The organism is Micromonospora sp. B9E7 (assembly GCF_039871815.1).
Lineage (GTDB): Bacteria > Actinomycetota > Actinomycetes > Mycobacteriales > Micromonosporaceae > Micromonospora.
This window is the reverse complement of record NZ_JBDPLX010000009.1, coordinates 80,847-107,104: the sequence shown is the minus strand read 5'-3', so window position 1 is coordinate 107,104 and position 26,258 is coordinate 80,847. Positions and strand designations below refer to the sequence as shown.

The window sequence follows — 26,258 nt, the reverse complement described above, 5'->3', positions numbered from 1 at the left end:
CACCCGCGTCGGTCCCAGCGGCGTCGGTCTTCCTCCTACGCCGGGACCACCTGCGGATCGGCGGCGTCGTGGGTGGCCATGGTCTCCTGCCGGTGGGGTTCCTCTCTCAGGATGGCGCAGTGCAGCCAGGCGTCTGGGATGGCGAAACCGTCCACGAGCGTTCGCAGGTGCGGGCGTAGCTCCTTGAGCAGACCGTTGACCACGCCGGTGATGGCCTTGGCGCGAGCCGGTGTGAGCCGGCCGTGCTCCAGGAACCATCCCTTGTTGGCCTCGATGACGGTGAGCGCGTACAGGTCGCAGACGCGGGAGAGCAGCGCCCGGACCGCCGGGTCGGGGGTGTCCTCGATGCCGGCGACGAACGCCTCCAGGGTGACCCGGTCGATGTGCGCGGCGGCGACGGTCAGGACGTGGTCCTGGACGTCGTTGAAGATGTCGAAGGGTCGGTCCTTCTTCGTGGCCGCGCCCTTGCGCAGGCGGCGGACCGCCCCGTCGAGCAGGTGCCTCTCGCGGTCCTCGAAGGCCTTGAGCTGCCAACCGCGGTCGGTGACGGCGACCTCCTCGTCGCGACCCGGCACGGCGCTGACCAGCCGCTCGATGAGCGACCGCGCGGCGGTGCGTTCGAGCACCATCTCGCGGACCTGCTCGGCGACGAAGGAGGCGCGCCCCCAGCCGTCCAGCGAGCCGAACTCGTCCCGGAAGCCGGTGAGCAGCCCTTTGGCCACCAGCTGCAACAGCACCGTGTTGTCGCCCTCGAAGGTGGTGAAGACATCGGTGTCGGCCTTGAGGCTGGGTAGCCGGTTCTCGGCCAGATAGCCTGCGCCGCCACAGGCCTCCCGGCACATCTGGATGGTGCGCGTCGCGTGCCAGGTCTGCGCGGCCTTGAGGCCGGCGGCCCGAGACTCCAACTCCCGCTGCTTGCGCTCGTCGATCGGCCCGTCGCCGCCCTGCACCTCACTGAGCGCGGCGACCAACTCGGCCTGGGCGAAGTGCAGCGCGTACGTGGTGGCCAGGGCCGGCAGCAGCTTGCGCTGGTGGGCCAGGTAGTCGTTGAGCAGCACCTCCCGCTCCGCGCCGGGCGTGCCGAACTGTCGACGGATGTCGCCGTAGCGCACCGCGATGGTCAGCGCCGATTTCGTGGCCGCCGACGCGGCTCCGCCCACGCTCACCCGGCCACGGACCAGGGTGCCGAGCATGGTGAAGAAGCGCCGGGAGTCGTCCTCGATCGGGCTGGAGTACGTCCCGTCCTGCGCGACCTGACCATAGCGGTCCAGCAGCATGTCCCTCGGCACCCGTACGTGGTCGAAGGCGAGCCGCCCGTTGTCCACGCCGAGTAGGCCAGCCTTCGGCCCGGCATCACCGATGCTCACGCCGGGCAGCGGGTTGCCCTGCGCGTCGCGGATCGGGACCAGCCACGCGTGTACGCCGTGCCGCTGACCGTTCGTGATCAGCTGCGCGAAGACCACCGCCATCCGCCCGTCCCGGGCGGCGTTGCCGATGTAGTCCTTACGGGCCGCCTCGTGCGGGGTGTGCAGCTCGAAGGTGTGCGTCCGCGGGTCGTACGTGCAGGTGGTGCGCAGCTGCTGGACATCGGAGCCGTGCCCGGTCTCGGTCATCGCGAAGCAGCCGAAGACAGTGCCGGAGATGATGTCCCGCAGATAGGCGTCGTGGTGCCGTCGGGTACCGAGGGCCGCCACCGCGCCGCCGAACAGGCCCCACTGCACGCCCGCCTTGACCATCAGCGACAGGTCGACCTGCGCCAACATCTCGCTGGCGATGATCGAGCCGCCGACGTCGGAGCTGCCGCCGTACTCGGTCGGGAAGGCCGACCACGTACCCAGCTCGACGGGAAGTTCGGTGAGCAACCGGCTGATCCGCTCCCGTGCCTGGTCACCGGTCTCGCCGTACACCGGGAGGAAGCGCGCGTCGAGGTGCTCCCGGTGCGCGTTGCGGACTGCGGCCCACGGTCCGTCGAGCACTTCGCGCAGGCGAGCGAGGTCGATCTGATCGGCCATGGTCCCCCCTCAACTGGCCGGCAAATGGGTGCGGCCGTGCCCGATCGAGAATACCGACGCCTCAGTGCGCCGCTGAGGGAGACCGTGGTGGGACGGGACACCACCCAAGTAATCCTACGCCTGCCCGATCTCGCCACGATGATTTGGGCGTCGGCCCGAATGAAGGGCGCCTTCCCGTGAGTTTTTGGGGCCGCGATCGAGAGTCGTAGCACTATCCCGCAGGTGAGGCTACGCGATCGGACCGCGATGGAATATGACGGTTGTATGACAGTTCTCTATCAACCCCGTCAAATTCTGGAACTGCTCTCCGATTAGGTGCAGACGCGCTGGTGAGGCGTGTTTCAGCGGGACGATCACCTCAGGTTGCACCGAAGTCGGGCGGCACGACGGGTGCCGGTCGATGCGTCGCGCAACATCTGCGGACGACCAATCCGGTACCGGTGGGTGCGAATTTTTGTGTGCATATCCACAGCCCTGCGGTGCCGACTGGATTTGCCGCGATGACGTCGGTAGGTTTCGCCGCCGGGCCTATGTGACCCGCTGAATGTGATCGATGTTGATATCGACGATGAGACGCGAAGAGGGCGCCCATGGCGCGATACGCCAACCGGTTTCCGTCTCGAAGGGGGGATCGTGTCCGCGCTCACAGTGCAGTCGCTCTACAAGATATTTGGCAGTCGAGCTGACGAAGCGGTAAGACGTCTGGCGGACGGGAGGCCCCGCGCCGAGGCCCTGGCCGGGCTGCCGGCCACGGCTGCCGTGATCGACGCGAACTTCGAGGTACGCCCAGGCGAGATCTTCGTCGTCATGGGCCTCTCCGGCTCGGGAAAGTCGACCCTGATCCGGATGCTCAACGGCCTGCTGCCGCCCACCAGGGGCAGCGTGCGGGTCGATGGGGTCGAACTGACCACGCTCAAGCCGGCGGCGCTGCGCAAGCTGCGCCGGGAGAAGATCAGCATGGTGTTCCAGCACTTCGCGCTCATGCCGCACCGGACGGTGCTGGAGAACGCCGGGTACGCGCTGGAGGTCGCCGGGCTACCCAAGGCCGAGCGGCGTGAGCGGGCCATGGACGCGCTGCGGATGGTGGGCCTGACGGAGTGGGCGGACAACCTGCCGCACGACCTGTCCGGCGGCATGCGGCAGCGGGTCGGGCTGGCCCGCGCGCTCGCGGCCGGCACCGAGATCCTGCTGATGGACGAGGCCTTCTCGGCACTGGACCCGCTGATCCGCCGGGAGATCCAGGACCAACTCCTGGAACTTCAGGCCGAACTGGGCAAGACGATCATCTTCATCACCCACGACCTGAACGAGGCCATGCGGCTCGGCGACCGGATCGCGGTGATGCGGGACGGTCGGATCGTCCAGATCGGCACCGCCGAGGAGATCCTCACCGATCCGGCCAACGACTACGTGGCGCAGTTCGTCGCCGACGTCGACCGGACCCGGATCCTCACCGCCGCGTCGGTCATGGAGAAGCCCCAGCAGGTGCTGGACGTCAACGCCGGTCCCCGGGTCGCCGCAAAGGCGCTGCGGGAAAGCCAGACCTCGGTGGTCTACGTGACCGGACCGATGAAGAAGTTCCTCGGCACGGTCACCGAGGACGAGGTGTTGCGGGCACTCCGCGAGGGCCGCCCCCACCTCGACGGTTACGTGTCGACCGAGCGGGTTCGCACGGTCACCGCGGACACCTCGGTGGCCGACCTCTTCGCCGACTGCGCGGAGAGCCAGCACCCGGTGGCCGTCCTCGACGAGCGCGACCGGCTGATCGGGGTGATCCCACGGATCACCCTGCTGAGCGCGCTGGCCGCCGCGACCCCGGACGAGCCGACGCAGGACCAGGACCAGGTGGAACTGGTCGGAACGAAGGGAGAGCCGGCATGAGTCTGACGCAGTCGCCGCTGGACAGCTGGCTGCCCCGGGTGCCGCTGGGCGCCTGGACCGAGGCCGCAGTCGACTGGGCCACCGCCACCCTCGGCCCGTTCTTCGACGGTGTCGCCAGCGTGGTCGAGGCGCTGGTGCGACCCCTCGACGACCTGCTCACCGGCGTGCCGGCGGTGGTGGTCGTGCTGGTGCTCGCCGGGCTCGGCTGGTGGCTGCGTGGGTGGAAGTTCGCCCTGGGCACCGCAGTCGGCCTCGGCCTGGTGGCCGGAATGCCGTACTGGGAGGAGACCATGAGCACACTCGCGCAGGTGCTCGTGGCCAGCACCCTGGCGTTGCTGATGGCTATCCCGCTCGGCGTGCTCGTCGCCGAGAACAAGCGGGCCTCAGCGGTGGCCCGGCCGGTGCTGGACCTGATGCAGACCATGCCCGCATTCGTGTACCTCATTCCGGCGATCTTCTTCTTCGGCATCGGCACCGTGCCGGGCGTACTGGCCACCCTGGTCTTCAGCATGCCGCCCGGCGTACGCCTGACCGAACTGGGTCTGCGCCAGGTCGACAAGGAGATCGTCCAGGCCGCCGAGTCGTTCGGTGCCCCACCGTGGATGGTGCTGCTGCGGACCAAGCTGCCGCTGGCACTGCCCACGATCATGACCGGCGTCAACCAGGTCATCATGCTGGCTCTGTCCATGGTGGTGATCGCCGGCATGGTGGGCGCCGGCGGCCTCGGCGACGTGATCATGTTCGCGTTGTCCCAGGTCGAGGTGGGCAGCGGTTTCGAAGGTGGGATCGCCGTCGTGATCCTCGCCGTGGTGCTCGACCGTCTCACCGACTCGGCAGGCGACCGCTTCCCGTCCGCCCGGGCACAACGCCTCGCGCGGCAGGCCGCCTGACCGACCGTCGCTCTCCGCCGGCAATCCCTTTCCCGCGTACGCGCGGGGTCCGCTGGCATACCCGAAAGAGGAAGGACAACCCTTTGTTCACGACACTGAAGCGCGCCCTCGCGCTCACGGTGACCGCCGCCCTGGCCCTCGGCGGCGCTGCCGCCTGCGGCGAGCAGGACGACGCGTCCGCCGACGGTAAGAAGATCACCATCGGTTACATGGCCTGGGACGAGGCGATCGCGGCGTCGCACCTGTGGCAGGACATCCTGCAGGACAAGGGCTACGAGGTCGAGCTCAAGAACCTGGAGGCCGGTCTCGTCTACGGCGGTCTCGCCAACGGCGACATCGACCTGTTCCTGGACAGTTGGCTACCCCAGACGCACGCCTCCTACCTGGAGAAGTACGGCGACAAGCTGGAGAAGCTCGGCGTCTGGTACGACGATGCCAGCCTGAGCATCGCGGTGCCGACATACGTCGAGGGCGTCGACTCCCTGGCCGACCTGGCCGACAAGGCCGGCAGCTTCGACGGGCAGCTGATCGGCATCGAGCCGGGCGCAGGCCTGACCAAGGCCACCCAGGAGAAGGTCATCCCGGAGTACGGCCTGGACGGCAAGCTGAAGCTGAAGACCTCCTCCACCCCGGCGATGCTGGCCGCGTTGGACGGCGCGATCGCCGACAAGAAGCCGATCGTGGTCACTCTCTGGCACCCGCACTGGGCCTACGCCAAGTACGAGCTGAAGGACCTCGCCGACCCCAAGGGCACCCTCGGCCAGGCCGAGCAGATCAACACTCTCGCCCGCACCGGCTTCGGCGACGACTTCCCCGACGTCACCGCGATGCTGAAAAAGTTCAAGATGGACGGTGAGCAGCTCGCGTCCCTGGAAGACCTGATGTTCAACACTCACAAGGGCGACGAGAAGAAGGCCGTCGACGAGTGGCTGAAGGCCAACCCCGACTACCTGAACACGCTTTCCTGAGCCACCTGAGACGAGGGGCCCCGCCAGTCCGGCGGGGCCCCTCGTCGTCTCCGCCCGATGGGCCCGCGACGGACGGGCGCTCAGCCGTCACGGAAGCGGGCCGGAAGCGTCATCATCTTGTCGTATTGTCCCGGCCGTCCTCTGGGTAGCGCATAAGGATCAGACGCTACGGAAGGAGCAGCTCATGCCACACGACACGACGGCGATTCTGGTCAAGCTCAGTGACTCCGGGCAGACGATCGCGGATGTCGAGCAGGACGTGCGCGGTCGGCGCGTCCTCGACGCCGATGGTGACGACCTGGGCAAGGTAGACGACCTGCTGATCGATCGCGAGGAGCACAAGGTGCGGTTCCTGCGCGTCGAGCACGGAGGAATTCTCGGCATCGGCGCCACCGCCACCTTCCTCCCGGTCGAGGCGGTCGGGGACGTCAGCGACGACACGGTACGAGTCGACCTGACGCGGGAGAAGATCGAGCAGGCCCCGACGTACGACCCGGAGGTCGTCGAGGAGGCCGGCTACTACGAGGACGTGTACTGGTACTACGGCTACGCGCCGTTCTTCAGCCCGAGCGGGGTCGCTCCGCCGTACCCGGTGCCCCCGCCACGGCGCTGAGTTCCGGCTAGCCCCGACCGGCCGATGTTCCGGTGGCCAGAGACGGCCGCCGGAACACTTCCGTTCACGCAAGGTACGAGTCGCCCGAAGCTGAACGCGTGTTGTCAGCGGCAGAAGCGCGTACGCAACAAGGTGCCGGCTGGGCCGGTCTGTGATGGCGGCTTCGGCACGAGGGGAGCCGGCGACCGACCGGGGTCAGATCCAGTCGGGTAGCGTCTCACTGTGTATCGGGCGATCTTGCTGGACGTGTACGGCACGCTCGTACACGATGATGAAGACTCGGTCTACGACGTCTGTGTGCAGGTATCAGATTTGATTGCCGTCGATCCGTCTGCTATCGCGATGGAGTGGTCCCGACGGCTGGAGGCCAGCGCCGAGATGGCGTATGGGGCCGGTTTTCGTACGCTCGCAGATCTGACGCTCGGCAGCCTCACCGAGGCTGTGGCGAACTTCGGGGCATCCGTGGATCTTGAGCCGATCTGCCGGAAGCAGCTGAACTCCTGGCGTCATCCACCGTTGTACGACGACAGCCGGCCGTTCCTCGATGCTGTGAAGGTGCCGGTGTGCCTGGTCTCCGACGTCGACCAGGACGACCTGACGGCGGTGCTGCGGTGGCACGGCGTCACCGTCGCCGCCGCGGTGACCAGCGAAGAAGCCCGCGCATACAAGCCCCGTCCTGAACCGTTCGAGCTCGCGCTGGCCCGCCTCGGCCTGGGCCCCGGCGACGTGATCCACATCGGCAACTCCGCATCGTCCGATGTTGCCGGAGCCGCCGCTCTGGGTATCGACACGGCATTCCTCGACCGCGCTGGAGGCGGCCTGCCACCGGGAGTCACGGCAACCTACACCGCGGCGACGCTGACGGCGCTGCTGCCCCAGGTGTCGCCATGGTGAAAATCCTGGTCAGTGGCTGCCTGGGCGGCGCACCGATCCGGTTCAACCAGACCGGCGTGCCGGTCGCCTCTCCGATCTGGCAGCGCTGGGCTTCTGAAGGGCGCCTCGTGTCGCTGTGTCCAGAACTGGCCGTCGGATTCCCGGTGCCGCGCCCGCCAGCCGAGATCGTCGGCGGCAGCGCAGCCGACGTCCTCGACGGTCGCGCCCACGTACACGAAGCATCGGGCCGTGACGTCACCGAACTGTTCCAGGCGGCGGCGCAGCGGGCGGTCGACAAGGCACTGCAGGCCGGCGTCGGGCTCGCCATCCTGGTCGAGGGCAGCCCTACCTGCGGTAGCACCTACGTTCACGACGGAACCTTCACCGGCGTCACCGTCGCTGGGCGTGGCGTCGCGGCCGAGGCGTTGCGCCGCCGGGGCATCCCCGTGTTTCCTCACTACGACCTGGACAGGGCAGCGGCTGCTCTGGCAGAGCAGGAACGGCAGCACGGCAACGGCTGACGCCCGCTCGTCGCAGCGTGCGGTATCACCTAACGCACTCACATCGGCTGAATGCGCGCGTCGGCTCATCCGCCGCCGTCGCCATCGCGGTCTACCGAGGTTGACTGAGCGACCATGCGTTGATCGCGCCATCAGCGGTTCGCCGCCGGCGGGTCTGAGGATGCCCGGCTGGCCTGCCAGCTGCTTGAGCGCATGCAGCGGGATCCCCGGTTGCGTCACGAACGCATCCGCCCCGAAGTGCAGAACCGCGTGGTCATCCTGGACGGCGTGGTCACGTGCGCCGACGCGAGCACGGATGCCCACGCCAGCGCGTGGAGCATTTCGGGGAGTGCACGACGTCAACAGCCGATGTCGTGCTGCGGAGACTGAATGCGGCGTCGGCGTCCGCGACGTCGGCGATAGCGCCACCGTATGCCTGCAGGCCGACGTCGGGCAGTTGGGTGCCGGCGTGCAGGTCTGCCGCGCCGCGCAGTAGGAATGCCTCGGACCACTGCCTTCCGACGTTCGGCAACGGCCTCAGCGAGATGTCGGCCGGATGCTGATCTGGATGCCGGGCGGGAAAGCCGGCGACGATGTGGGCATGACAAGCGACATCGCCCTACTCACCGAGGACCTGACCAAGTTCTATGGCCGGCGTCGCGGTATCGAGGGGCTCAGCCTGGAGGTTCGTGCCGGGGAGGTGGTGGGATTCCTGGGACCGAACGGAGCCGGGAAGACAACCACGATCCGGCTGCTGTTGGACTTCCTGCGCCCCACTCGTGGACACGCGACTGTGCTCGGGCTCGACCCGCGCAGGAACAAGGCCGCGCTGCACCGTCAGATCGGCTATCTGCCGGGTGAGCTGGTATTTCCCGGGCGCGGCAGGGCAGAAGACCTGCTGCGCTTCTTCGCCGCGGCGCGTGGCGGCGTGGCCTGGTCGCAGGTGACCGAGCTCGCGGAGCGGCTCGACCTGGATCTCTCGCGCTCGGTACGGACGATGAGTAAGGGCAACAAGCAGAAGGTCGGGCTGGTGCAGGCGTTCATGCACCAGCCGGCGGTGCTGGTCCTGGATGAGCCGACCAGTGGGCTGGACCCACTCATGCAGCAGGAATTCCTGGCCATGGTGCGCGATGCCAGCGTCGCCGGGCAGACCGTCTTCATGTCCTCTCATGTCCTGGCCGAGGTGCAGCAGGCCGCCGACCGGGTTGCCATCGTCCGCGACGGCCAGCTTGCCGCGGTCGAGCGGGTTGAGTCACTGGGAAAGCGGGCAGTCCGCGTCGTCGAGATCCACTTCGACGACCCGGTGGACCCAACAGAGTTCAGCGGCCTGCCCGGAGTAAGAGACGTGGTCGTGTCCGGACCGGTACTGAAATGCACGATCGACGGCCGCATCGACCCGCTGATCAAGCTAGCGGCACGACATGAGGTCGTGGATATGTTGTCGGCCGAGCCCGACCTGGAAGAGACGTTCCTGTCGTTCTACTACCACGGGGAAGGAGCCGGCGATGCTTCCCGCGCTGGTGCGTAAGACCTGGCGTGACGACCGCCTGGCGTTGATCGGTTGGGCCGGTGGCGTCGCCGCCTTCACCGCCATCTACACCTCCTTCTACAGCCAGTTCCAGGGAGCCGCGGAGCTGAAGCAGAACGCTCTGCCCCAGGGCATGCTGGACTTTCTCGGCATCGCCGACATGCTGTCGCCCGCCGGCTATCTGCAGGCGACCATCTTCAGCCTGGTCGGCCCACTGCTGGTCCTGATGTGCGCCATCACGCTGACTGCCCGCACGATCGCTCGGCCGGAGGAGGACGGCGGCATGGAGCTGATGCTGGCCAACCCGGTCTCGCGCGTCGCTTTCGCCTGGCAACGGGTTGCCGCCGTCGGCAGCGCGCTCACCGGGGTCGCCGCCATCCCGTGGATCCTGCTGATGTTCATTGTTCCCTGGATCGGCATGGACATCCCCCTGTCCAACGTCGCTGCCGCGTCCGCCGGCCTGGTCGCCCTGGTGTGGTGCTTCGCCGGCATCGCCTTCCTCGTTGGCGCCGTCAGCGGGAAGCGGACTGCCGTCCTCGCGATCACCGGTGGCCTTGCCGTGGCCACCTACATGGCCAACGCCATCGGCGGCATGGTCGACGGGTGGCACTGGGTGCGCTGGCTCTCACCGTTTCACTACTTCATCGGCACCGACCCGCTGCACACCGGCTGGCACCCGGCCGAGCTTCTCACTCTCATCCTCCTCGGTGCCGCAACCACGGCCGCCGGAGTCATCGTGTTCGACCGCCGCGACATCGGTGTGTAAACCTGAGGCTGGTGGCCGCCGTTCACCGGCGGCCACCAGCACGCCGACAAGGAACAGCCCATGAGCGACGACACCTGGCTGGCTGCTGACTGTCAGAGTCTGCTGTCCGTCCCGACCGGTGCCCGGCTTCCGGCAGCGGTCAACCTGGGTGCCCGCGCCGCCGATGAAGGACTGGAGCTGCGTGAGCTCGTTGGCGGTCTGCTGGATGCCACCACCGCCCGCTGGAGCGCCACCGCGGTCGAGCCGGCCGACACCACCTTCGCCGTGCATTCCCGCGCCGAGGCGCTGTTGGACACCGCCCGTGTCCTGCTCACCGCCGCGGTGGACGGCTACACCCGGCAGAACCGTGTCGAGCTGGATCGCCACGACAACGAGCGTGCCGTGTTCATCAATGACCTGCTCACCGGTAGGGCCGACCCGGGTGGTCTGGCCGAGCGCGCACACCGATACGGCATCCGCCTGTCGGCCACCCATACCGTCCTCATCGCCCGTGCGGTCGGCCTGACCGCCGGCATCACACACCGCATCGACGCCGCGCTGGCCTCCAGGTTCGGCGAAGGCAACACCCTCACCACCCTGCGCGACGGCGACGTGGTCTGCATCAGTGCCGGCGGCCTGCGGGGCATCGCGGCCGAACTCGCCCACCTGCTCCTCAGCGAACTCGGTGCGGGCAACTGGCAGATCGCCGTCGGCCGCACCCATCCCGGTGTCCATGGTCTGGCCACGTCCCTCGACGAGGCCCGCCGCACGCTCGACTACGCCGTCCGGCTCGGCTTCACCACGCCCGTACTCAATGCTGCCGACCTGCTGGTCTTCCCCGTGCTACTGCGTGACCGCGACGCCATCACCGACCTGGTGACCACGGTCCTCGGGCCACTGACCACGGCCCGCGGCGGCGCCGAACCGTACCTGGAGACCCTGACCGTGCTGTTCGACAACCAGGGCAACCACACCGCGACAGCCCGGCAGATGCACCTGTCCGTCCGCGCTGTCACCTACCGCCTCGACCGCATCCGCGACCTGACCGGCTACCACCCCGGCGAACCCACCCAACGGTTCACCCTGCAGACAGCCGTCCTCGGCGCTCGACTGCTCGGCTGGCCACCATAGCCGAAATCAGGACGGCGTCTGCCTGGTCGGCTGGTCCTCGTAGACATCCGGCACCCCGTCGGCGTCGCTGTCGGGCTCGTCCAGCGCGCAGACCCCCTGGTAATGCCGGTCAGGAGCGCGCAGGACGACGGTGGCCAGCAGCGACCCGAGGGACATGGTCACCGGTGGCTACGCCGCTGACCGCTGAGCCGCAGTGTGTTGCAGATGTCGACGACGCCCGGCACGTCGTAGGCGAGTTCTGCCGCGACCTGCCGCGCGTTCGTGTCGCTCACCAGGCCGGCGAGGATGACGACCCGGTTCTGCACGGAGACGGTGATCTGCTGGCGCCGCGTGGTCCAGTCGATGCTCAGTCGCTGCGCGACCAGCGCCTCAAGTCTTAGGTCCTCGTGGTCCGGCTCGGGCTGACGCGAGGTGTCGGCGAGCCAGTTCTCATCGGGTAGTGGCCATGGCAGGTACACGGTCAGCTCCTTGATTGTGACGAGGCCGGGCGGAGTCGGAGTCGGTGGGGCCGACGAGCAGGCGCCGGCCTGACCGTGCTCGTGGTTGGCCTTCTGGCGCTGGCGCTGCGTCGTCGTCCCCGGTTCAGGGGGAGTCGGATGGATCGGGCCGGGCGGTGGCCACGACGAGTACGACGCCGCTGCCGGCGAGGCCGACCTGGATGACCAGGGTCAAGAGATTGAGGGTGCCGGTATCGACGCCCGCGAGACGGGCGACGATGCTGCCCGCCAGCGCGGCGACCACCCCGACGGACATGGTCAGCCAGATCGGGGCTTCCTGACGTCCTGGGACGACGAGCCTGCCGAGCAGGCCGATGGCGACGCCGACGAGGAGCGCGGTGACGAGACCAGCAATGCTCATGGGCTCTGTTGATCTCCTTCGACTGCGAGTGCTACCGGCACCTTCGGTGCGGGACCGAGTTCGATCAGGAACGCCCGGCCGTCGCGGCGGCGGTGGTGGTCTCCGACACCGAACCCATGGACAGTTGGGCGAGGGCGTCCTCGCGGCTGTCGAAGATCGGGAAGGCTCCGTCCAGGCGCATCGTGTGCAGGACGGTGCGGATGAACCGCGACGGCGCGGCCAGGCAGAGGGTGGCCCCACGGTCTCGGGCTTCGCGGTGTGCACGGACGAGGTGACCCAGGCCGGTGGAGTCGATGAGGTGTACCTGGCTCAAATCAACCACGACGTGTCCGCCCATGTCGGCTGCGTGCCGCAGGGCGGTGCGCAGGGTGTCACCGGTGTCGAGATCGACGTCACCGGCGGCGGCGACGACGGTCACGTCGTCGAGGTGGTCGATGCCGAGGATGCCACCAGGGCCGTGGTCGCCGCACGAAGCGTGGCCGCCACCGGGGAGCGGCAGGAGGCTGCAGTGCGGGCAGCGGTGCGGGCCGGTGGCGAACGGGGAGCCGCTCCAGCCCTGTTCGGACACCAGGGTCCAGACGACCTCCGCGTCGGGGAGCACGCACGCGGTGGCCTTGACGGTGTCGCCGCAGGTGTCGCAGATCAAAGTCATGAGGTGGTCGTCCGGGACAACGGTCATTCTTCTGGTCCTTCCTGGGTCCGTGTCTTTCCGTGCGGTGGGACGCGGCATTCGCGCTGGTCGCGTGTCTTACCGTGCGGTGGGACGCGGCATTCGTGCAGTGCCGGAGCGGGTTGGCTCCCGAGCCTGGTGGTTCCGTGCCGGGTGGCGGTCCAGCCCGATGGTGGGAATGGTGGGACCGCTGGCGTTCGTCAGTGCGGGACTGTTACCGCGGCGCGGCCATGAGCGACCAACGCCGGCGGCGCGGAGGCGGGTGTGTCGACGACCGGCAGGACCTGGTCCAGACGGGCGGTGTGCAGGATGCGCCGGATGCGCGGGTTCGGGTTGCGGACGGTGAGGACCCCGTCGGCACGGGCCAGCCGCCGGTGCACATCGAGCAGGAGGCCGATGGCAGCGGCGTCGATGTGCCGGCAGCCAGACAGGTCGATCACCACCTGTGCGGGTTGCAGGGCCAACAGTCGGTCGAACACTGCTCCGGTCGCCGGCAGGCAGGCCAGGTCGAACTCGGTGATGCACACCTCGACCAGCGGCAGCGTGCACGGCGTAGTCGCCAGCGGTCCTGTCACGGGCGTACTCCTCTCCTTCACGGACGCGGTCGTCTAGGACCCTGCCGTGCCGGCTTGGCGGTCACCGCGCGGATCTATGACAGTTCCGTGACAAATCAGCCAACCGGCCGCCACGGTTGGCAGCCAAGCCGGTCGGCTGGGGATGATGCCCGGTATGACGGCCGTACTGGTGATCGAGGACGACGACCGCATCCGTTTGGCGTTGTTGCTCGCACTCGAGGACGAAGGCTACGTCGCTCTCGGCGCGGCCACGGCTGAGGAGGGCCTGCGCGTGCAGCGCCGCGACCCGGCCGACTACGTGCTGGTCGACCTGATGCTGCCCGGCCTCGACGGTTTCGAGTGCATTCGGCAGTTGCGTCGTGACGACGACGTGCCGATCGTGGTGGTCAGTGCCCGCGACGACACGCACGACATCGTCACCGCCCTTGAAGCCGGCGCCGACGACTATGTCGTCAAGCCGGTGGCGATCAAGGAATTGACCGCGCGGCTGCGCGCCCTGCGCCGCCGCGCCCGTACCGGCGTCAACGGGCACGCGCCGGAGCTCGTGCCGGTGCTCGTGGTCGGCGAGCTGGAGATCAGCCCCGACGGGGGAGAGGTGCGCCGAGCCGGCCAACCCGTACCGGTCACCCGTACCGAGTTCCGGCTGCTCTGCGAGCTGGCCGAACACGCCGGTCGGGTGCTGTCCCGACAGCAACTGCTCGAACGGGTCTGGGGGTACGACAGTGGCGACGAACGGCTGGTAGACGTGCACGTGGGCCGGCTGCGGCAGAAGATCGAGCCGGACCCGGCGCATCCCCGGCACCTGGTCACCCTGCGGGGCCTGGGCTACAAGCTGCAACGATGAGACGCCTTGGACTGCGTACCCGGGTCACAGCCGTGTTCGCCGTCGGCGCGCTCCTGCTCTCAGCGTCGATGGCCCTGGTCTCCTACGAGTTGACCCGCCGATCCCTGCTCGACGAGCGGGAACGCACCGCCCTGCGCGCAGCCTACTTCGACGCTACCGTCGTTCGGGCCGGGCTCGACACCGACACCCCCGATGTGGTGGAGGTGCTCAGGTCGCTGGACACGGGCGGGAGCCGGCGGCCGGTGCTGAACCTGGACGGCGAGTGGTATGCCCGTACCGCCGACCCCACCACCACCGCTGCCATCCCCGTTCAGCTTCGTCGCGTCGTCGCGGCCGGCGAGCCCGCGGTGCAGCGGGTACGCGTCGACGGCCAACCTGTCCTGGTGGTCGGGGTGCCCCTGTCCGCGTCGGCGACGTACTTCGAGGTCAACTCGCTGCGGGAGCTGGAACAGACGTTCCAGGTTCTGGCGCTCGCGCTGACCACCGTCGCGATCATGGTCGCCGGGTCCGGCGCGGCACTCGGCTGGTACGCCACCCGGCACGGACTACGCCCGCTCACGGCGGTCGCCGACGCGGCCGAGAAGATCGCCGCCGGTGACTTCACCGCCCGCCTCGACCCCGCCACCGACCCCGACCTGACCCGCCTCTCCTCTTCGTTCAACCAGATGGTCGACCGCCTCGCCCGGCGCATCGAGCGGGACCGGCGGTTCGCCGCCGATGTCAGCCACGAGCTGCGCTCACCGTTGCAGACCCTCGCCGCGGCGGCCAGCGTCCTGGCCCGCCGTCGGGAACACCAGGACGAACGAACCGCCACCGCGGCCGGGCTCGTCGCCGACGAGATCGACCGTTTCCAGCGGCTCGTGAACGACCTGATCGACCTGGCCCGCAGTGATCAGCCCGCCCACCGGGTTCCGGTGGACGTCGCGGCGCTGGCCGGCGATGCCTGCCGCGCCCTCGACCTGCCCACGACGCTCGTCCATCTTGCCCCCGACGTCCCGGCGACGTGGCTGGTCGAGCGGCGCCGTGTCGCCCAGGTCCTGGCGAACCTGCTCGACAACGCGGTGACCTACGGGGGCGGTCCGGCAAGCGTGCGGCTGGGCCGCGACGGTAACGCCGGCGTCATAGAGGTCGAGGACGACGGACCCGGTGTGCCCGTCGAGGACCGCGAGGCGATCTTCGACCGTTTCGTTCGGGGGCGAGCAGCTCACACTCGCGGCACTGGCGACGGCACGGGGCTCGGACTCGCGCTGGTCGCGCAGCACGCCGCAGCACACGCCGGACACGTCACAGTCGGTGACCGGCCCGGCGGGGGCGCCTGCTTCCGTGTCACCCTGCCGGAGAGCCTGCCGTGAACCGCCGTCATCTCGTGGTGCTGGCGCTTGCCGCGCTGCTGACCAGCTGCAGCATCCCCACCGATGATGCCCCCCGTGTAGTGCAGGCGCCGCAGGGACCATTTCAGAGCTCTGCGCCCGCCGACACCAGTGCACCGGTCGGCCCTGCCGCCGAGACGCTCTGCTTTGTCCGCGACAACCGCATCATCTCTTTCGTCCGGCGCGTCGATCGGCTACCAACGGTCGAGGACCAACTGCGGCATCTGCTGGCCGGACCCACCACAGCCGAACGCGCTACCGACTTGGCCAGCGCGTTACCGGGAGCGGTCAATGCCGCCGGTGTCACCGTGATCGGCACCCAGGCCCGTGTTGTGGTCGACGAACCTGGCGACGACGCCGGCCGCAGCGACGAGGTCCTCGCCTTCGGGCAAATCGTTTGCACCCTCACCAGCCGCGACGACGTCACCACCGTCACGTTTTCCCGTGATGGCCGGCCTCTCGGGGTGCCTCGCGCGGATGGTTCACTGTCCGACCAGCCCCTCACGCGCGCCGATTTCGCACCACTGATCACCCCTCGTTGACCTTCGTCATCCGGCAGGTCGGTCACTGTCTCCGCTCGGAGTCAGGACGTGTCGGGTCCGGTCCCCGACCCAGGCCGCTTCGAGGATCGCGGTCAGGCTGCCGGTGTCGGTCGGGCCTGGATGGTTCTGGATCAGGCGGGTGACGCCACTGGCCATCTCCGCGAAACGCGGGAGGTCGGCGCGTGCCACGCCGATGTCCGCCAGGGTGGGAGGGATACCGATGTCGGCAAGAAGCCCGTCGAGCCAGGTGAGGAACGTATCTGCGGCCTCGGCATCCGAGGCGTCGCTCACGTCGAGCCCGCACACCCCGGCGAGGATGGCCAGCCGGTCGCCGATGGCATCCCTGGCCGCGTCCAGCGCGTAGGGCAGTAGCAACCCGACGCCCAGGCCGTGCGGCGTGTGCGTGGCCGCGCCGATGGGGTACTGAAGAGCGTGCGGGGCCGCGTTGCCCGCGTGGGAGAAGGCGAGCCCGGCGAGCATGGACCCGTAGGACATGTCCGCCCGCGCGTCCGTGTCACCTCCGTCCCTGACCGCACGACGCAAGCTACGGGCGATCCGCTCCGCGGCCAGGAGCGCGTAGTGGTCGGTGATCGCGTTGCGGCCGAGGAACACCTGCTCCACCGGGTCGCGCGGTCCGTGGGCCCGGGGTCGCGCGGTGTAGCTCTCCACCGCGTGACAGAACGCGTCGATGCCGGAGTGGGCGGTGACGGTCGCAGGGCAGGTGTAGGTGAGTTCGGGGTCGACGATGGCGAAGTCGGGCACGATGTGGACGCTGGAAACCCCCACCTTCAGCTCGCGGTCCGGGTCGGTCAACACCGAGACGGGTGTGAGCTCGGAGCCGGTGCCCGATGTCGTCGGGACCGCGACGAGAGGAATCGTCGGCCCCGGCACCTTCGACTCGCCGTAGAAGTCGCGCGGCGTTCCACCGTGGCGCCGGATGACGCCGACGATTTTGGCGAGGTCGATCACCGTGCCACCCCCGATGGCGAGGATCACGTCGGCGTTCACCTCGGCGGCGACCGAGACGGCCAGGGCGACATCGGCGAGTGGCACGTCTGGAGTCGCGTCGGAGAACACCTCGACGACCGTGACCTTCTCCCGCACGGCGGCCACGATCTCGGCCACGCCCGGCTGCCCCAGAAGAACCTGGTCGGTCACGACGAGGACTCTCGAGCCACTCTCGGCCACCACTCGTGGGATGTTCTGCGCGACCCCTTCGCCCACTATCAGCTGGCGTGGTCCGCGGACGGTCTCAAGCATGTCGGTACCTCTCCGGAACGTCGGCGGCGATCTGCTGGGCGGACGTCCAGGTCACCTGCGAGACCGGGACGGCGTTGGCGAGGTTGGCCGCCCGGGCCCCGGCAGCCGGGTAGAGGCCGGTCAGGTCGTGTGTGCACAGGGCGCGGTGCTCCTCGGCGGACGTCCGGAGCAGCAGGCCGGTCACGGTAGGTCGATCGCCACGTAGGTGACGTCGAGGTACTCGAGGATGCCCTCGTGCGACCCCTCCTTGCCGATCCCGGACTGCTTCACGCCTCCGAACGGAGCTGACGGGTCCGAAATCAGCCCCCGGTTGATGCCGAGCATCCCCGTGTCCAGCCCTTCGCTGAACCGGAGCGCCCGCTGGAGGTCACGGGTGAAGACGTATCCGGCCAGGCCGTGCTCGGTGTCGTTGGCCTTCGCCAGCACCTCGTCGTCGGACGTGAACGAGATGATCGGCGCGACCGGGCCGAAGATCTCCGTCTCGAGCATCCGCGCATCTTCGGGCACGTCGACGAGGACCGTGGGCGGGTAGAAGTGGCCCGGCCCATCCGGACGCTCGCCGCCGACCAGGACCCGGGCGCCGCGATCGACCGCGTCGGCGACCAGCTCGTCGATCTTGGTGACCGAGGCCTCGTCGATCAACGCCCCGACGTTCACGCCGTCGTCGAGACCATGGCCCATCGAAAGCGTGCCCATCCGCTCGGCGAAGCGCGCCGCGAACTCCTCGCGCACCGGCTCCTCGACGTAGATCCGGTTGGCCGCGATGCAGGACTCCCCGATGTTGCGCATCTTGGCCACCATGGCACCGTCGAGCGCGACGTCCAGGTCAGCGTCGGCACACACGATCAAGGCAGCGTTGCCGCCCAGTTCCATTGAGGTGCGTAGCACGTTGTCCGCAGCCTGACGTAGCAGCACGCGCCCGACCTCGGTCGACCCGGTGAACGAAAGCTTGCGGGTCCGACCGTCGGCCAGCAGTGCGGAGACCACCTCGCCGGAACGCTTGGTGGTCACCACGTTGACGACGCCCGGGGGAACGCCGACCTCCTCCATGATGCGGGCCAGGAAGAGCATGGTGAGTGGCGTCTGGCCTGCTGGCTTGGTGATCGTCGTGCAGCCCGCAGCCAGCGCAGGAGCGATCTTGCGGGCACCCATGGCCAACGGAAAGTTCCAGGGCGTCACGAAGACACACGGTCCGACCGGCTTCGGCACGGTGAGGATGCGATATCCACCTGAGGGAGCGGTGCTGTAGCGACCCTCGACGCGCACCGCCTCCTCGGCGAACCACCGGAAGAACTCGGCGCCGTAGGCCACCTCTCCACGAGCCTCGGCGAGCGGCTTGCCCATCTCGAGTGTTATCAGCCGGGCGATCTCCTCGGATCGCTCGGTCAGTGCCCGGTACGTCGCGGTCAACAACTCTGACCGTCTCCGCGGCGGGGTCGCCGCCCACTGCGCCATTGCCTTGCTCGCCACGTCCAGAGCGGCGAGCCCGTCAGCGACGTCGGCGTCCGCCACCTCGGCGATGGTCTTGCCGGTGGCCGGGTCCTCGACGGCAAAGGTGGCTCCGCTTGCGGCGTCGCGCCAGGCGTCGCCGATCCGGAGCCGCCGGTGCTCGGGGGCCAGGACGTCCATCGGGTCACTCATTGCGTCGCCTCCTGTGATCTTCTTGGTGATGTGCAGGGCGACGCCCCGCGCCACCGAACGCCTTCTGACCGGTGACGGTTCGCCGAGGCCGGATTGCCACGTGCGGGCGCATGGTGTCGTCGCCGCCCGGCGTGGCTACCGCCCGGCCTCGGACAGCGACAGCCCGGTACCCGCGTCGAACAGGTGCGCACGGTCCAGATCGACCGTGACGAGCAGCTGCTCGCCCGGCGTACCGGTGACGGTGGGGCGTGCCTTGACCTTGAGGATCTCCGTCCCCACCCGGACGTCGACCACCGTTCGGTCACCGAGCGGCTCAAGCCCGTAGAGCTCTCCCGACAACGACGCGTTCCCACGCTGCTCGACGGACAGGTCCTCCGCGCGCAGGCCTAGCAGCAGCGCACGACCGTCCTCAGCCGTGGCCCAGCGGGGCCGCGGCAGCGTCCAGCCTTCCGCACCGACCAGACGATCTCCCTCGGCGCGGCAGGCGAGCAGGCTGATCGGCGGGCTCCCGACGAATCCAGCGACCCACTGGTTGGCTGGACGCTCGTACACCTCGGTCGGCGTTCCGACCTGTTGCACCTTCCCCTCCTTGAGGACCGCGACCTGGTCGGCCATGGACAGGGCCTCGACCTGGTCGTTGGTCACGTAGACGAAGGTTGCTCCGAGGCTCCGGTGGATGCGCGTGAGCTCGGTGCGCATCTCGACGCGGAGCTTGAGGTCGAGGTTCGTCAGCGGCTCGTCCATGAGAAACGCGCGCGGGCGACGGACCAGCGCCCGGGCCAGGGCGACACGCTGCATCTCACCGCCCGACAACTGCGCGGGACGACGCTGCAGCAGCCGTTCGATGTGCAGCAGGCCCGACATCTGCTCGACGGCAGCGGCGATCTCGCTCGAGGAACAGTGGCGTGCCCGCAGCGGCGACGCGATGTTCTCGTACACCGTGTGTCGCGGGTAGAGGGCGTAGCTCTGGAAGACCATGGCCAGGTCGCGTGCGGCCGGGGCGTCACCGGTCGCGTCCCTCCCGTCCAGATGCACCGACCCGGCGTCAAGCTTGTCCAGGCCGGCGATCGCTCGCAGGGTCGTCGTCTTGCCTGCCCCGGAGGGCCCGAGCACGACGAAGAACGAGCCGTCCGGCACGTCAAGCGTCACCCCGTCCAGGGCCCGGACCTTGCCGAACGACTTGTGCAGTCCTTGTACTGCCACGGTTCCCATCAGGCCACCAGCTCTTCCGTGCTCACGTCGTAGACCGCCGGGGTCCCGCCGGTGTGCCGTAGCCCGACCTTCGCGTCAGCGGCGAAGCGGACGGTCGGTGGCATCCGAACCCGGACGTCGCGCTGGCCGTTGTGGTCGACCACGTAGATGATTTCGTCGCCCAGCCACTCCGCCGAGACCACGCGGGCCGGCACCGAACGTTCCGCCCCTGGTGCGGTGACTTCCAGCGCCTCCGGCCGGACGCCGGCGACCAGGCGACGGTCGCGCGGCAGGCCTGGCGGTGGCGTGAGGACCAGTCCGCCCTGACTGTGCAGCTTCCCGTCGGCCACCTCCACCTCGAGCAGGTTCATCGGCGGGGAGCCGATGAATGCGGCGCAGAAAAGACTCGCCGGACGGTCGTAGACCTCCAGTGGCGTGCCGATCTGCTCGACGCGGCCCTTGTTGAGGATCGCGATTCGGTGACCGAGCGACATCGCCTCGACCTGGTCGTGGGTGACGTAGACCATCGTCGCCCCCAGCTCTCCCTGCAGGTGCTTGATCTCCGTGCGCATGTCCGCCCGCAGCTCCGCGTCCAGATTGGTGAGAGGTTCGTCCATGAGGAATGCGCGCGGTCGCCGCACCAGGGCGCGAGCAAGCGCGACACGCTGCTGCTCCCCGCCGGACAGCTGGCGCGGTCGCCGGTCCAGGAGCGGACCGAGCCGCATCAGCCGGGCGGCCTCGTCGACCCGCGCGTGCACCTCCTGCTTGGGCAGTCCCTCGGCCCGCAGTGGGAACGCCAGGTTGTCGCGGGTTCGCAGGTGTGGGTACAGAGCGTAGAACTGGAACACCATGGCGATGTCGCGCTCGGCGGGCGGCAGGTCGTTGACCAGCGTGTCGCCGATGCGGATGTCGCCCGTCGTCTGCCTCTCCAGACCGGCGATGGCCCGCAGCGTGGTCGTCTTGCCGCAACCCGAAGGGCCGAGCATCACGAACAGCTCGCCGTGGCCGATGGACAGGTCCACGTGATCAACTGCGACCGTCCCGTCCGGGTAGCGCTTGTGCAGGGCGGTCACCTCGATGCCCGCCATCAGCGTCGCACCGCCCCGAGCGTCACACCGGCGATGAGGTGCTTGCGCACCAGGTACGCGAAGACGAGCACCGGTAGGGCGAACACCACGGAGGCGGCGGCCACGAGACCCCAGTCCGTAGTGGTGCCGCCGATCAGGCCGGCGATGGCGGGTGGGGCCGTCCGGACGTCGTCGCTGGAGGTGAGGAAGGTGGCGAACACGAACTCGTTCCACGAGAAGATGAGGGCGAAGACCGCCGTCGCGGCGATGCCGGGCACGAGCAGGGGAAGGGTGAATCGCCGGAACGCCTGCAAACGGGTGTAGCCGTCGAGCATGGCGGCGTCCTCGTACTCCGCGGGCACCTCGTCGACGAACCCCTTCATCATCCAGATCGTGAACGGGACGTTGAACGCGGTGTAGATGAGAATCAGGCCGATCTTGGTGTCGGTGAAATCGACTTCTCGGTACATGAGGAAGATCGGAATCACGACCACGACGGGCGGCATGAAGCGGGTGGACAGGATGAAGAACAGTTGGTCCTTCTTGGCCTTCACGGCGAAGCGTGAGTAGGCCCAGGCCGCCGGGACCCCCAGCACCGTGGCCAGCACCGTGGAAGCTCCGGCGACCACGACGGAGTTGAGGAACGAGACGGACAAGGCCGAGCGACCGCCGTCGGGGCCGACGAACACGTCCTTGTAATGGGCCAGAGTGATCTTGAAGTCGAAGAACTTGGCCGGGATGGCGTAGACGTCCCGGTTCTCCTTGATGGACGTCTCGATCATCCACAGCACCGGAAAGAGCATCACGACGGCCAGCACGGTCAGCAGCGTGACCTCCAGCGCGGAGCGGCCTCGGCTGCCAAGGCGGCGCGCGGGGGGTGCGTGATCCCGGGCAGGACCTGTGGCCACGGCCTCGTCGACGGAGACGGCCATCAGCCCTCCTTGAGCTTGTTCAGGTAGCGCAGGTAGAACTGCGTGAGGACGATGACGACGAGGACCATGAGGATCCCGTACGCCGAGGCGGTTCCGGTGTTGAAGCCAAGGAACGCGACCTTGTAGATGTGGAACGACAACGTCTCGGTGGAGACGCCCGGACCTCCGTTGGTAAGGATGTAGACGAGGTCGAACAGCCGGAACGCCTCGATGGCCCTGAACATCACGGCGATGAGAAGCAGTGGCCACACCAGCGGAAGAGTGATGGTGCGGAACCGGAACCACTCGGACGCCCGGTCGATCGAGGCGGCCTCGTAGAGGTACTTGGGAACCGCGGTGAGGCCCGCGAGTGCGATGAGCATGATGAACGGCGTCCACTGCCAGGTGTCGACCACGATCAGGGAGATCAATGCCGTTCGCTGCCGGGTGAGCCACTCCACCTGCCCCAGGCCGACCGAGCCGAGCATGCTGTTGACCACGCCGAACTGCGCGTCGAGCATGAATCGCCAGAACAGCCCGACCACGACCGGCGACAGCATCATCGGAACCAGGAACAGCGTGGTCAGCACTCCTCGCCCGTGCGTGCGCCGTGAGATCAGGTAGGCGATGCCGAACCCGAGCACGGTCTGCAGACCGACCGCGCCGACCACGTAGATCAACGTCGTCAAGGCCCTCGTGTGGACCTGCGCCGACGTCAGGATGGCGGTGTAGTTCCCGAACCCGATGAAATTGGCGGGCCCCCCGCGGGTGGCCGAGTAGTCGGTGAAAGACAGGTACAACGCCCACAGCAACGGGAACACCGACATGGCGAGCAACAGCAGCATCGCGGGCGCGATGAAGGTCACGGCGAGCCAGCGGTCGCTCAACCGGCGGGACCGACCCGGTGCAGGTGGCGTCGCGGACGCCACCTGCCCGGGGTGATCGGTCGTCAGGGGGACGGCGTCACTCACAATCCGCCGCCGCCCTTGCGGCTGCTCGAGTCGAGCACGCTCTGCTGCTCCTTGGCGATGTCGTCGAGCGCATCCTTCGGGCTCTTCGCGCCGTTGAGAGCCGCGTTCACGTTGGTGTTCTCAATGTCGACGAGGCGCGCGTACTCGGGCACGTTCCACATGTCCCGCATCCGCGGAACCGAGTCGGTGTAGACCTGGTTGAACGGCCCGGCATTGAGGAACTCGGGCGACTCGAGGGCGTCCGTACGCGATGGCACGCCACCGGCCGCGGCCCACTTCTTCTGGATGTCAGCCCGCTCGAACCACTTCATGAAGTTCAGGGCCTCGGTCTGGTTTGCCGCGGCGGAGTAGGCCGACACGTGCATCCCCATACCGCCGAGCGGGACCAGGTTCGTCTTCTGGCTCGGCAGGGTGGCAAAGCCCAGCTTGTCGAGGATCTGCTCCCGGGTGGTGCCGAGCGTCGACTGCTTCGGATCGAGCAGGCCGCCGCTCGCGGCGATCCAGTTGAACGCGATGCAGGCCTTGCCCTGGGCGACCGCCGCGTTCACCTCGTCGATGAACCAGTTGCCGGAGCCCTTGGCGGTCAGCGGCTTCATCTTGTTGACCAGGACGTCCATCGCCTCCTGGCCCGCAGCGTCGTTGAGGATGCCCTCGATCTTGCGGTTCTTGGGGTCCCAGAGGTTGCCGCCGTAGACGCCGTTGACCGTGTTGTAGGTGACGGCCGCGGCGTCGGAGCCGTTGGCCTGGTGGAACGCCAGCCCACTGACGCCAGGGTTGTCCGCCTGGCACTTCTCGGCGGCTGCGATCATCTGGTCCCAGGTCTGCGGTGGCTTGTCGCCGATCAGATCCTTGCGGTAGATCATCGTCCAGGTGTCGCCGAGCAGCGGCAGTCCGTACAGGCTGGCGTTCTCGTCGCGCTTGCCGGTCTCCGCCTGGGGGAACTGGCCGTACGCCGCCAGGAGGTACGGGTTGTAGGCCGTGACGTCGATGTTGTTCTTGACGAAGTCGGTGAGGTCGAGGATGTTGCCGTTCGTCACGGCCTCGCCGATGTGTTGTGAGTCCAAGATCGCGATGTCGAAGTCGGTCTTACGCGCGGCGAACTGGGTGAACATGGCGTCGTGCCAGTTCGCGTTCGGCACGGTGTTGACCTTGATGGTCGCGTTCGGCCGCTCTTTCTTGTACTCCGCGTTCGCGAAGGCTTCCAGTGCTTGGGCTGGGGGCCAGTCGAACCAGATGAAGCTGAGGGTCAGCGGGTCCTTGGTGAGCTCCGGGATGGTCGCGGGCGCCTTGGGGGCGCTGGCCTTCCCGCCGTCGTCCTTGCCCTCGCCGCAAGCCGTTACGGTCGTGGCCACCAGCAGCATGGCCGCCGTCGCCAGCCGCACCTTCCGGCCGGGACCGGACATTCTTCCTATTCGCTTCGGATGGCGCATCTTTAAGCCTGCTTTCTGGGTGGTGGGGACTTCTAGAACCTCGCTATGTGCTTCGCCGAGCAGTTGCTGGGTCGTTCAGGCGTGTCGTCGGGCTGACGCGCGGACCGGCGTCACGAGCACGCCACGATGCACCGGGTCTTCGTGCCGTCGAGAGGTCCTTCGGTCCAGCTGCGGGCCGGGGACGAACCGAGCGGGACGTCGAGCACGCTCATGGGAGCTCCAGGTGATCGAAGTAGAGCGATCGCGGGCGGTTCCGCGATGGTGCAGGATGCCAGGCATCCGTCACTTTTCCTATACGATCCAGTTGGGGGCGTCAGCATGTCGCAGCCTTGTGACTGATGTCAACAGGTTCCCGAAGGTGCAAGAAAGGACCTCACGTCACGATGGACGACGAAGCGATGAGCGCGCGGGGCCGCAGGGCCGTGACGGGCGGATCGCCGCCGGGAAGATCTGGCGGCCGGCTTGCCGACGAGGTGTACGACACGCTGCTCGGACAGCTGATGTCGCTCCGGATCGAGCCTGGCTCCCGCGTCACGATCGACGTCCTGGCGCGAGAGCTGGGGGTCTCGCAGACGCCGATCCGAGACGCTCTGAACCGCATGGAGGCCGAGGGTCTGGTCGTGCGCGTGCCCCATGCCGGCTACCGCATTCCGCCCCAGATAACCCGTCACCGATTCGAGGACATGCTCGAGGTCCGCCTGCTCCTCGAGCCGGCGGCGGCGCGCAGATCCGCCGAACGCGCATCCTCGGAGCAGGTGGCCGGTCTGCGACGAATGCTGGAGGAGATGGCGGAACTGGAGGGGGGCGACGGGCCCACGGCCTATGGCGCCTTCGGGCTACGCGACGCCGCCTTTCACGATCTTGTCGCCCTGAGCGCGGAGAACCAGGTCATCCGTGAAACGCTCGCTCGCCTGCACAGTCACGTGCACCTCTTCCGGCTTCACCACGACACCCAGGTCACCCACCTGGCCATGGCCGAGCACGAGGAAGTGGTGGCCGCGATCGCCGCGCGTGACCCCGACGCCGCCGCCTACGCGATGCGTCGGCACATCCTGCGGTCCGGCGGGCGTTTCCGGCGATTGTTCGACGAGGTCAAGGAGGCGGACGGAATAGCGGTAGAGGCTTGACGGGCGGGCGGGGCCGAGGAATGCTAACGCGACCGGATCGGATCGGATTGGATCTACCCCACCGCCACCAGATGCGAGGAGAAGCAGGTGCCCAGAGCGCTGCTCCTGACCGGCGACGCCGCCGAGGAACTCGACACCATGTATCCCTACTATCGCGTGCAGGAGGGCGGCTGGGACGTCGACGTCTCGTCACGGACGTTGCGTGACGTGCAACTCGTCATCCACGAGTTCGACCCCAACTCCGACGCCTACGTCGAGAAGAACGGCCGGAAGCTGCCGGTCGACGTGCCCTGGGCCGAGGTCGACGTCGAGCGCTATGACGCCCTCATCATCCCCGGGGGACGTGCCCCCGAGTGGATCCGGGTCGACGCCGACGTCAGGCGCATCACCGAACACTTCTTCGCGCGCAACCTCCCCCGCGCTGGTGTGCCACGGCGCGCAGGTACCAGCGGTGTACGGGCTGCTGAAGGGTCGGAAGACGGCGTGCTTCCCGCCCATCACCGGCGACATGGAGAACGCGGGCGCGACGGTCATCGACGCTCCCGACGTCGTGGACGGCAACCTCGTCTCCTGCCGGGGATGGCCCGACATGCCGCAGTTCGGCAGGGCGATGATGGAGCTCTTCTCGAAGTCCGTCAACTCCGCATCGGCATGAGTGCG

At 68.3% G+C, this 26,258-nt stretch carries 28 protein-coding genes and 1 pseudogene; 15 read left to right on the top strand and 14 right to left on the bottom strand.

Translation table 11 applies throughout. The features are described 5' to 3' along the window. Positions 1–35 precede the first annotated feature (35 nt). Positions 36–2,012: an acyl-CoA dehydrogenase gene (locus ABGB10_RS16945; protein WP_347661809.1), complete on the bottom strand. Its 1,977-nt coding sequence runs from the start codon at positions 2,010–2,012 to the stop codon at positions 36–38. Between the two features lie 633 nt (positions 2,013–2,645). On the opposite strand from ABGB10_RS16945, the gene ABGB10_RS16940 reads away from it, so the two are divergent. The 9 genes from ABGB10_RS16940 (at position 2,646) to ABGB10_RS16900 (ending at position 11,141) form a co-directional block, all read left to right on the top strand. Continuing rightward, a complete protein-coding gene (locus ABGB10_RS16940; protein ID WP_347661808.1) occupies positions 2,646–3,893 on the top strand; it encodes a glycine betaine/L-proline ABC transporter ATP-binding protein in 1,248 nt (415 codons plus the stop codon). Beyond that, positions 3,890–4,783: an ABC transporter permease subunit gene (locus tag ABGB10_RS16935; RefSeq protein WP_347661807.1), complete on the top strand. Its 894-nt coding sequence runs from the start codon at positions 3,890–3,892 to the stop codon at positions 4,781–4,783. Before ABGB10_RS16940 ends, ABGB10_RS16935 begins: the two co-directional genes overlap by 4 nt. An 83-nt stretch (positions 4,784–4,866) precedes the next feature. Continuing rightward, positions 4,867–5,751: a glycine betaine ABC transporter substrate-binding protein gene (locus ABGB10_RS16930; protein WP_347661806.1), complete on the top strand. Its 885-nt coding sequence runs from the start codon at positions 4,867–4,869 to the stop codon at positions 5,749–5,751. A 184-nt stretch (positions 5,752–5,935) separates the two neighbouring features. Further along, positions 5,936–6,364 carry a PRC-barrel domain-containing protein gene (locus ABGB10_RS16925; protein WP_347661805.1) on the top strand — a complete coding sequence of 143 codons (429 nt, stop codon included), beginning with the start codon at positions 5,936–5,938 and terminating at the stop codon, positions 6,362–6,364. Between the two features lie 222 nt (positions 6,365–6,586). Further along, positions 6,587–7,258 (top strand): HAD family hydrolase, encoded by a 672-nt coding sequence (locus ABGB10_RS16920; RefSeq protein WP_347661804.1) that lies wholly within the window; start codon positions 6,587–6,589, stop codon positions 7,256–7,258. Further along, a complete protein-coding gene (locus tag ABGB10_RS16915) occupies positions 7,252–7,758 on the top strand; it encodes a DUF523 domain-containing protein (protein WP_347661803.1) in 507 nt (168 codons plus the stop codon). The genes ABGB10_RS16920 and ABGB10_RS16915 overlap by 7 nt, the downstream gene beginning before the upstream one ends. A gap of 535 nt (positions 7,759–8,293) precedes the next feature. Further along, positions 8,294–9,265: an ABC transporter ATP-binding protein gene (locus ABGB10_RS16910; protein WP_347661802.1), complete on the top strand. Its 972-nt coding sequence runs from the start codon at positions 8,294–8,296 to the stop codon at positions 9,263–9,265. After that, positions 9,243–10,031, top strand: coding sequence for an ABC transporter permease subunit (locus ABGB10_RS16905; RefSeq protein WP_347661801.1), 789 nt, complete (start codon positions 9,243–9,245; stop codon positions 10,029–10,031). The genes ABGB10_RS16910 and ABGB10_RS16905 overlap by 23 nt, the downstream gene beginning before the upstream one ends. Before the next feature lie 60 nt (positions 10,032–10,091). Then, positions 10,092–11,141 (top strand): helix-turn-helix domain-containing protein, encoded by a 1,050-nt coding sequence (locus ABGB10_RS16900; RefSeq protein ID WP_347661800.1) that lies wholly within the window; start codon positions 10,092–10,094, stop codon positions 11,139–11,141. A gap of 6 nt (positions 11,142–11,147) precedes the next feature. Here the strand turns inward: ABGB10_RS16900 and ABGB10_RS16895 are convergent, their stop codons facing one another. The 5 genes from ABGB10_RS16895 to ABGB10_RS16875 form a co-directional block, all read right to left on the bottom strand. Continuing rightward, positions 11,148–11,303, bottom strand: a complete 156-nt coding sequence (locus ABGB10_RS16895; protein ID WP_347661799.1) for a hypothetical protein — start codon at positions 11,301–11,303, stop codon at positions 11,148–11,150. After that, entirely contained in the window at positions 11,300–11,599 is a 300-nt protein-coding gene (locus ABGB10_RS16890) for a BON domain-containing protein (RefSeq protein ID WP_347661798.1), read from the bottom strand. The genes ABGB10_RS16895 and ABGB10_RS16890 overlap by 4 nt, the downstream gene beginning before the upstream one ends. A 124-nt stretch (positions 11,600–11,723) precedes the next feature. After that, the gene (locus tag ABGB10_RS16885) at positions 11,724–11,999 is read right to left on the bottom strand and encodes a GlsB/YeaQ/YmgE family stress response membrane protein (RefSeq protein ID WP_347661797.1); all 276 of its coding nucleotides are present in this window, start codon (positions 11,997–11,999) and stop codon (positions 11,724–11,726) included. Between the two features lie 64 nt (positions 12,000–12,063). After that, the gene (locus ABGB10_RS16880; protein ID WP_347661796.1) at positions 12,064–12,678 is read right to left on the bottom strand and encodes an STAS domain-containing protein; all 615 of its coding nucleotides are present in this window, start codon (positions 12,676–12,678) and stop codon (positions 12,064–12,066) included. Between the two features lie 191 nt (positions 12,679–12,869). Continuing rightward, complete coding sequence (locus ABGB10_RS16875) at positions 12,870–13,244, bottom strand: STAS domain-containing protein (protein ID WP_347661795.1); 375 nt, start codon at positions 13,242–13,244, stop codon at positions 12,870–12,872. Positions 13,245–13,398: 154 nt separating this feature from the next. Between ABGB10_RS16875 and ABGB10_RS16870 the strand changes: the two genes are divergently transcribed. The 3 genes from ABGB10_RS16870 to ABGB10_RS16860 are packed head-to-tail and all read left to right on the top strand — an operon-like array spanning position 13,399 to position 16,000. Next, entirely contained in the window at positions 13,399–14,088 is a 690-nt protein-coding gene (locus ABGB10_RS16870; RefSeq protein WP_347661794.1) for a response regulator transcription factor, read from the top strand. Further along, positions 14,085–15,440, top strand: a complete 1,356-nt coding sequence (locus tag ABGB10_RS16865) for an ATP-binding protein (RefSeq protein WP_347661793.1) — start codon at positions 14,085–14,087, stop codon at positions 15,438–15,440. The genes ABGB10_RS16870 and ABGB10_RS16865 overlap by 4 nt, the downstream gene beginning before the upstream one ends. Continuing rightward, the gene (locus tag ABGB10_RS16860) at positions 15,437–16,000 is read left to right on the top strand and encodes a GerMN domain-containing protein (protein ID WP_347661792.1); all 564 of its coding nucleotides are present in this window, start codon (positions 15,437–15,439) and stop codon (positions 15,998–16,000) included. Before ABGB10_RS16865 ends, ABGB10_RS16860 begins: the two co-directional genes overlap by 4 nt. Before the next feature lie 6 nt (positions 16,001–16,006). On the opposite strand, the gene ABGB10_RS16855 is transcribed toward ABGB10_RS16860, so the two are convergent. The 8 genes from ABGB10_RS16855 to ABGB10_RS16820 form a co-directional block, all read right to left on the bottom strand. Further along, entirely contained in the window at positions 16,007–17,260 is a 1,254-nt protein-coding gene (locus tag ABGB10_RS16855) for an iron-containing alcohol dehydrogenase (RefSeq protein WP_347661791.1), read from the bottom strand. After that, positions 17,253–17,444 (bottom strand): hypothetical protein, encoded by a 192-nt coding sequence (locus tag ABGB10_RS16850; RefSeq protein WP_347661790.1) that lies wholly within the window; start codon positions 17,442–17,444, stop codon positions 17,253–17,255. The genes ABGB10_RS16855 and ABGB10_RS16850 overlap by 8 nt, the downstream gene beginning before the upstream one ends. After that, the gene (locus tag ABGB10_RS16845; protein WP_347661789.1) at positions 17,441–18,901 is read right to left on the bottom strand and encodes an NAD-dependent succinate-semialdehyde dehydrogenase; all 1,461 of its coding nucleotides are present in this window, start codon (positions 18,899–18,901) and stop codon (positions 17,441–17,443) included. Before ABGB10_RS16845 ends, ABGB10_RS16850 begins: the two co-directional genes overlap by 4 nt. A gap of 135 nt (positions 18,902–19,036) precedes the next feature. Beyond that, on the bottom strand, positions 19,037–20,113 hold the full coding sequence (locus ABGB10_RS16840; RefSeq protein ID WP_347661788.1) for an ABC transporter ATP-binding protein: 1,077 nt from the start codon (positions 20,111–20,113) through the stop codon (positions 19,037–19,039). Beyond that, on the bottom strand, positions 20,113–21,180 hold the full coding sequence (locus ABGB10_RS16835; RefSeq protein ID WP_347661787.1) for an ATP-binding cassette domain-containing protein: 1,068 nt from the start codon (positions 21,178–21,180) through the stop codon (positions 20,113–20,115). Before ABGB10_RS16835 ends, ABGB10_RS16840 begins: the two co-directional genes overlap by 1 nt. After that, complete coding sequence (locus ABGB10_RS16830) at positions 21,180–22,091, bottom strand: carbohydrate ABC transporter permease (protein ID WP_347661786.1); 912 nt, start codon at positions 22,089–22,091, stop codon at positions 21,180–21,182. The genes ABGB10_RS16835 and ABGB10_RS16830 overlap by 1 nt, the downstream gene beginning before the upstream one ends. Then, positions 22,091–22,957, bottom strand: a complete 867-nt coding sequence (locus ABGB10_RS16825; RefSeq protein ID WP_347661785.1) for a sugar ABC transporter permease — start codon at positions 22,955–22,957, stop codon at positions 22,091–22,093. Before ABGB10_RS16825 ends, ABGB10_RS16830 begins: the two co-directional genes overlap by 1 nt. An 80-nt stretch (positions 22,958–23,037) precedes the next feature. Next, positions 23,038–24,423, bottom strand: coding sequence for an extracellular solute-binding protein (locus ABGB10_RS16820; protein ID WP_347661784.1), 1,386 nt, complete (start codon positions 24,421–24,423; stop codon positions 23,038–23,040). A gap of 431 nt (positions 24,424–24,854) precedes the next feature. Here ABGB10_RS16820 and ABGB10_RS16815 point away from each other — a divergent pair, with 431 nt between their 5' ends. From ABGB10_RS16815 to ABGB10_RS16805, 3 genes and pseudogenes are all read left to right on the top strand, one after another. After that, entirely contained in the window at positions 24,855–25,598 is a 744-nt protein-coding gene (locus ABGB10_RS16815) for a GntR family transcriptional regulator (protein ID WP_347661783.1), read from the top strand. A 138-nt stretch (positions 25,599–25,736) separates the two neighbouring features. Next, positions 25,737–25,955 (top strand): annotated as a pseudogene (locus tag ABGB10_RS16810) (DJ-1/PfpI family protein); the annotation flags it as partial. Then, positions 25,915–26,253, top strand: coding sequence for a DJ-1/PfpI family protein (locus ABGB10_RS16805; RefSeq protein ID WP_347661949.1), 339 nt, complete (start codon positions 25,915–25,917; stop codon positions 26,251–26,253). The pseudogene ABGB10_RS16810 and the gene ABGB10_RS16805, both read left to right, overlap by 41 nt. Positions 26,254–26,258 lie beyond the last annotated feature (5 nt).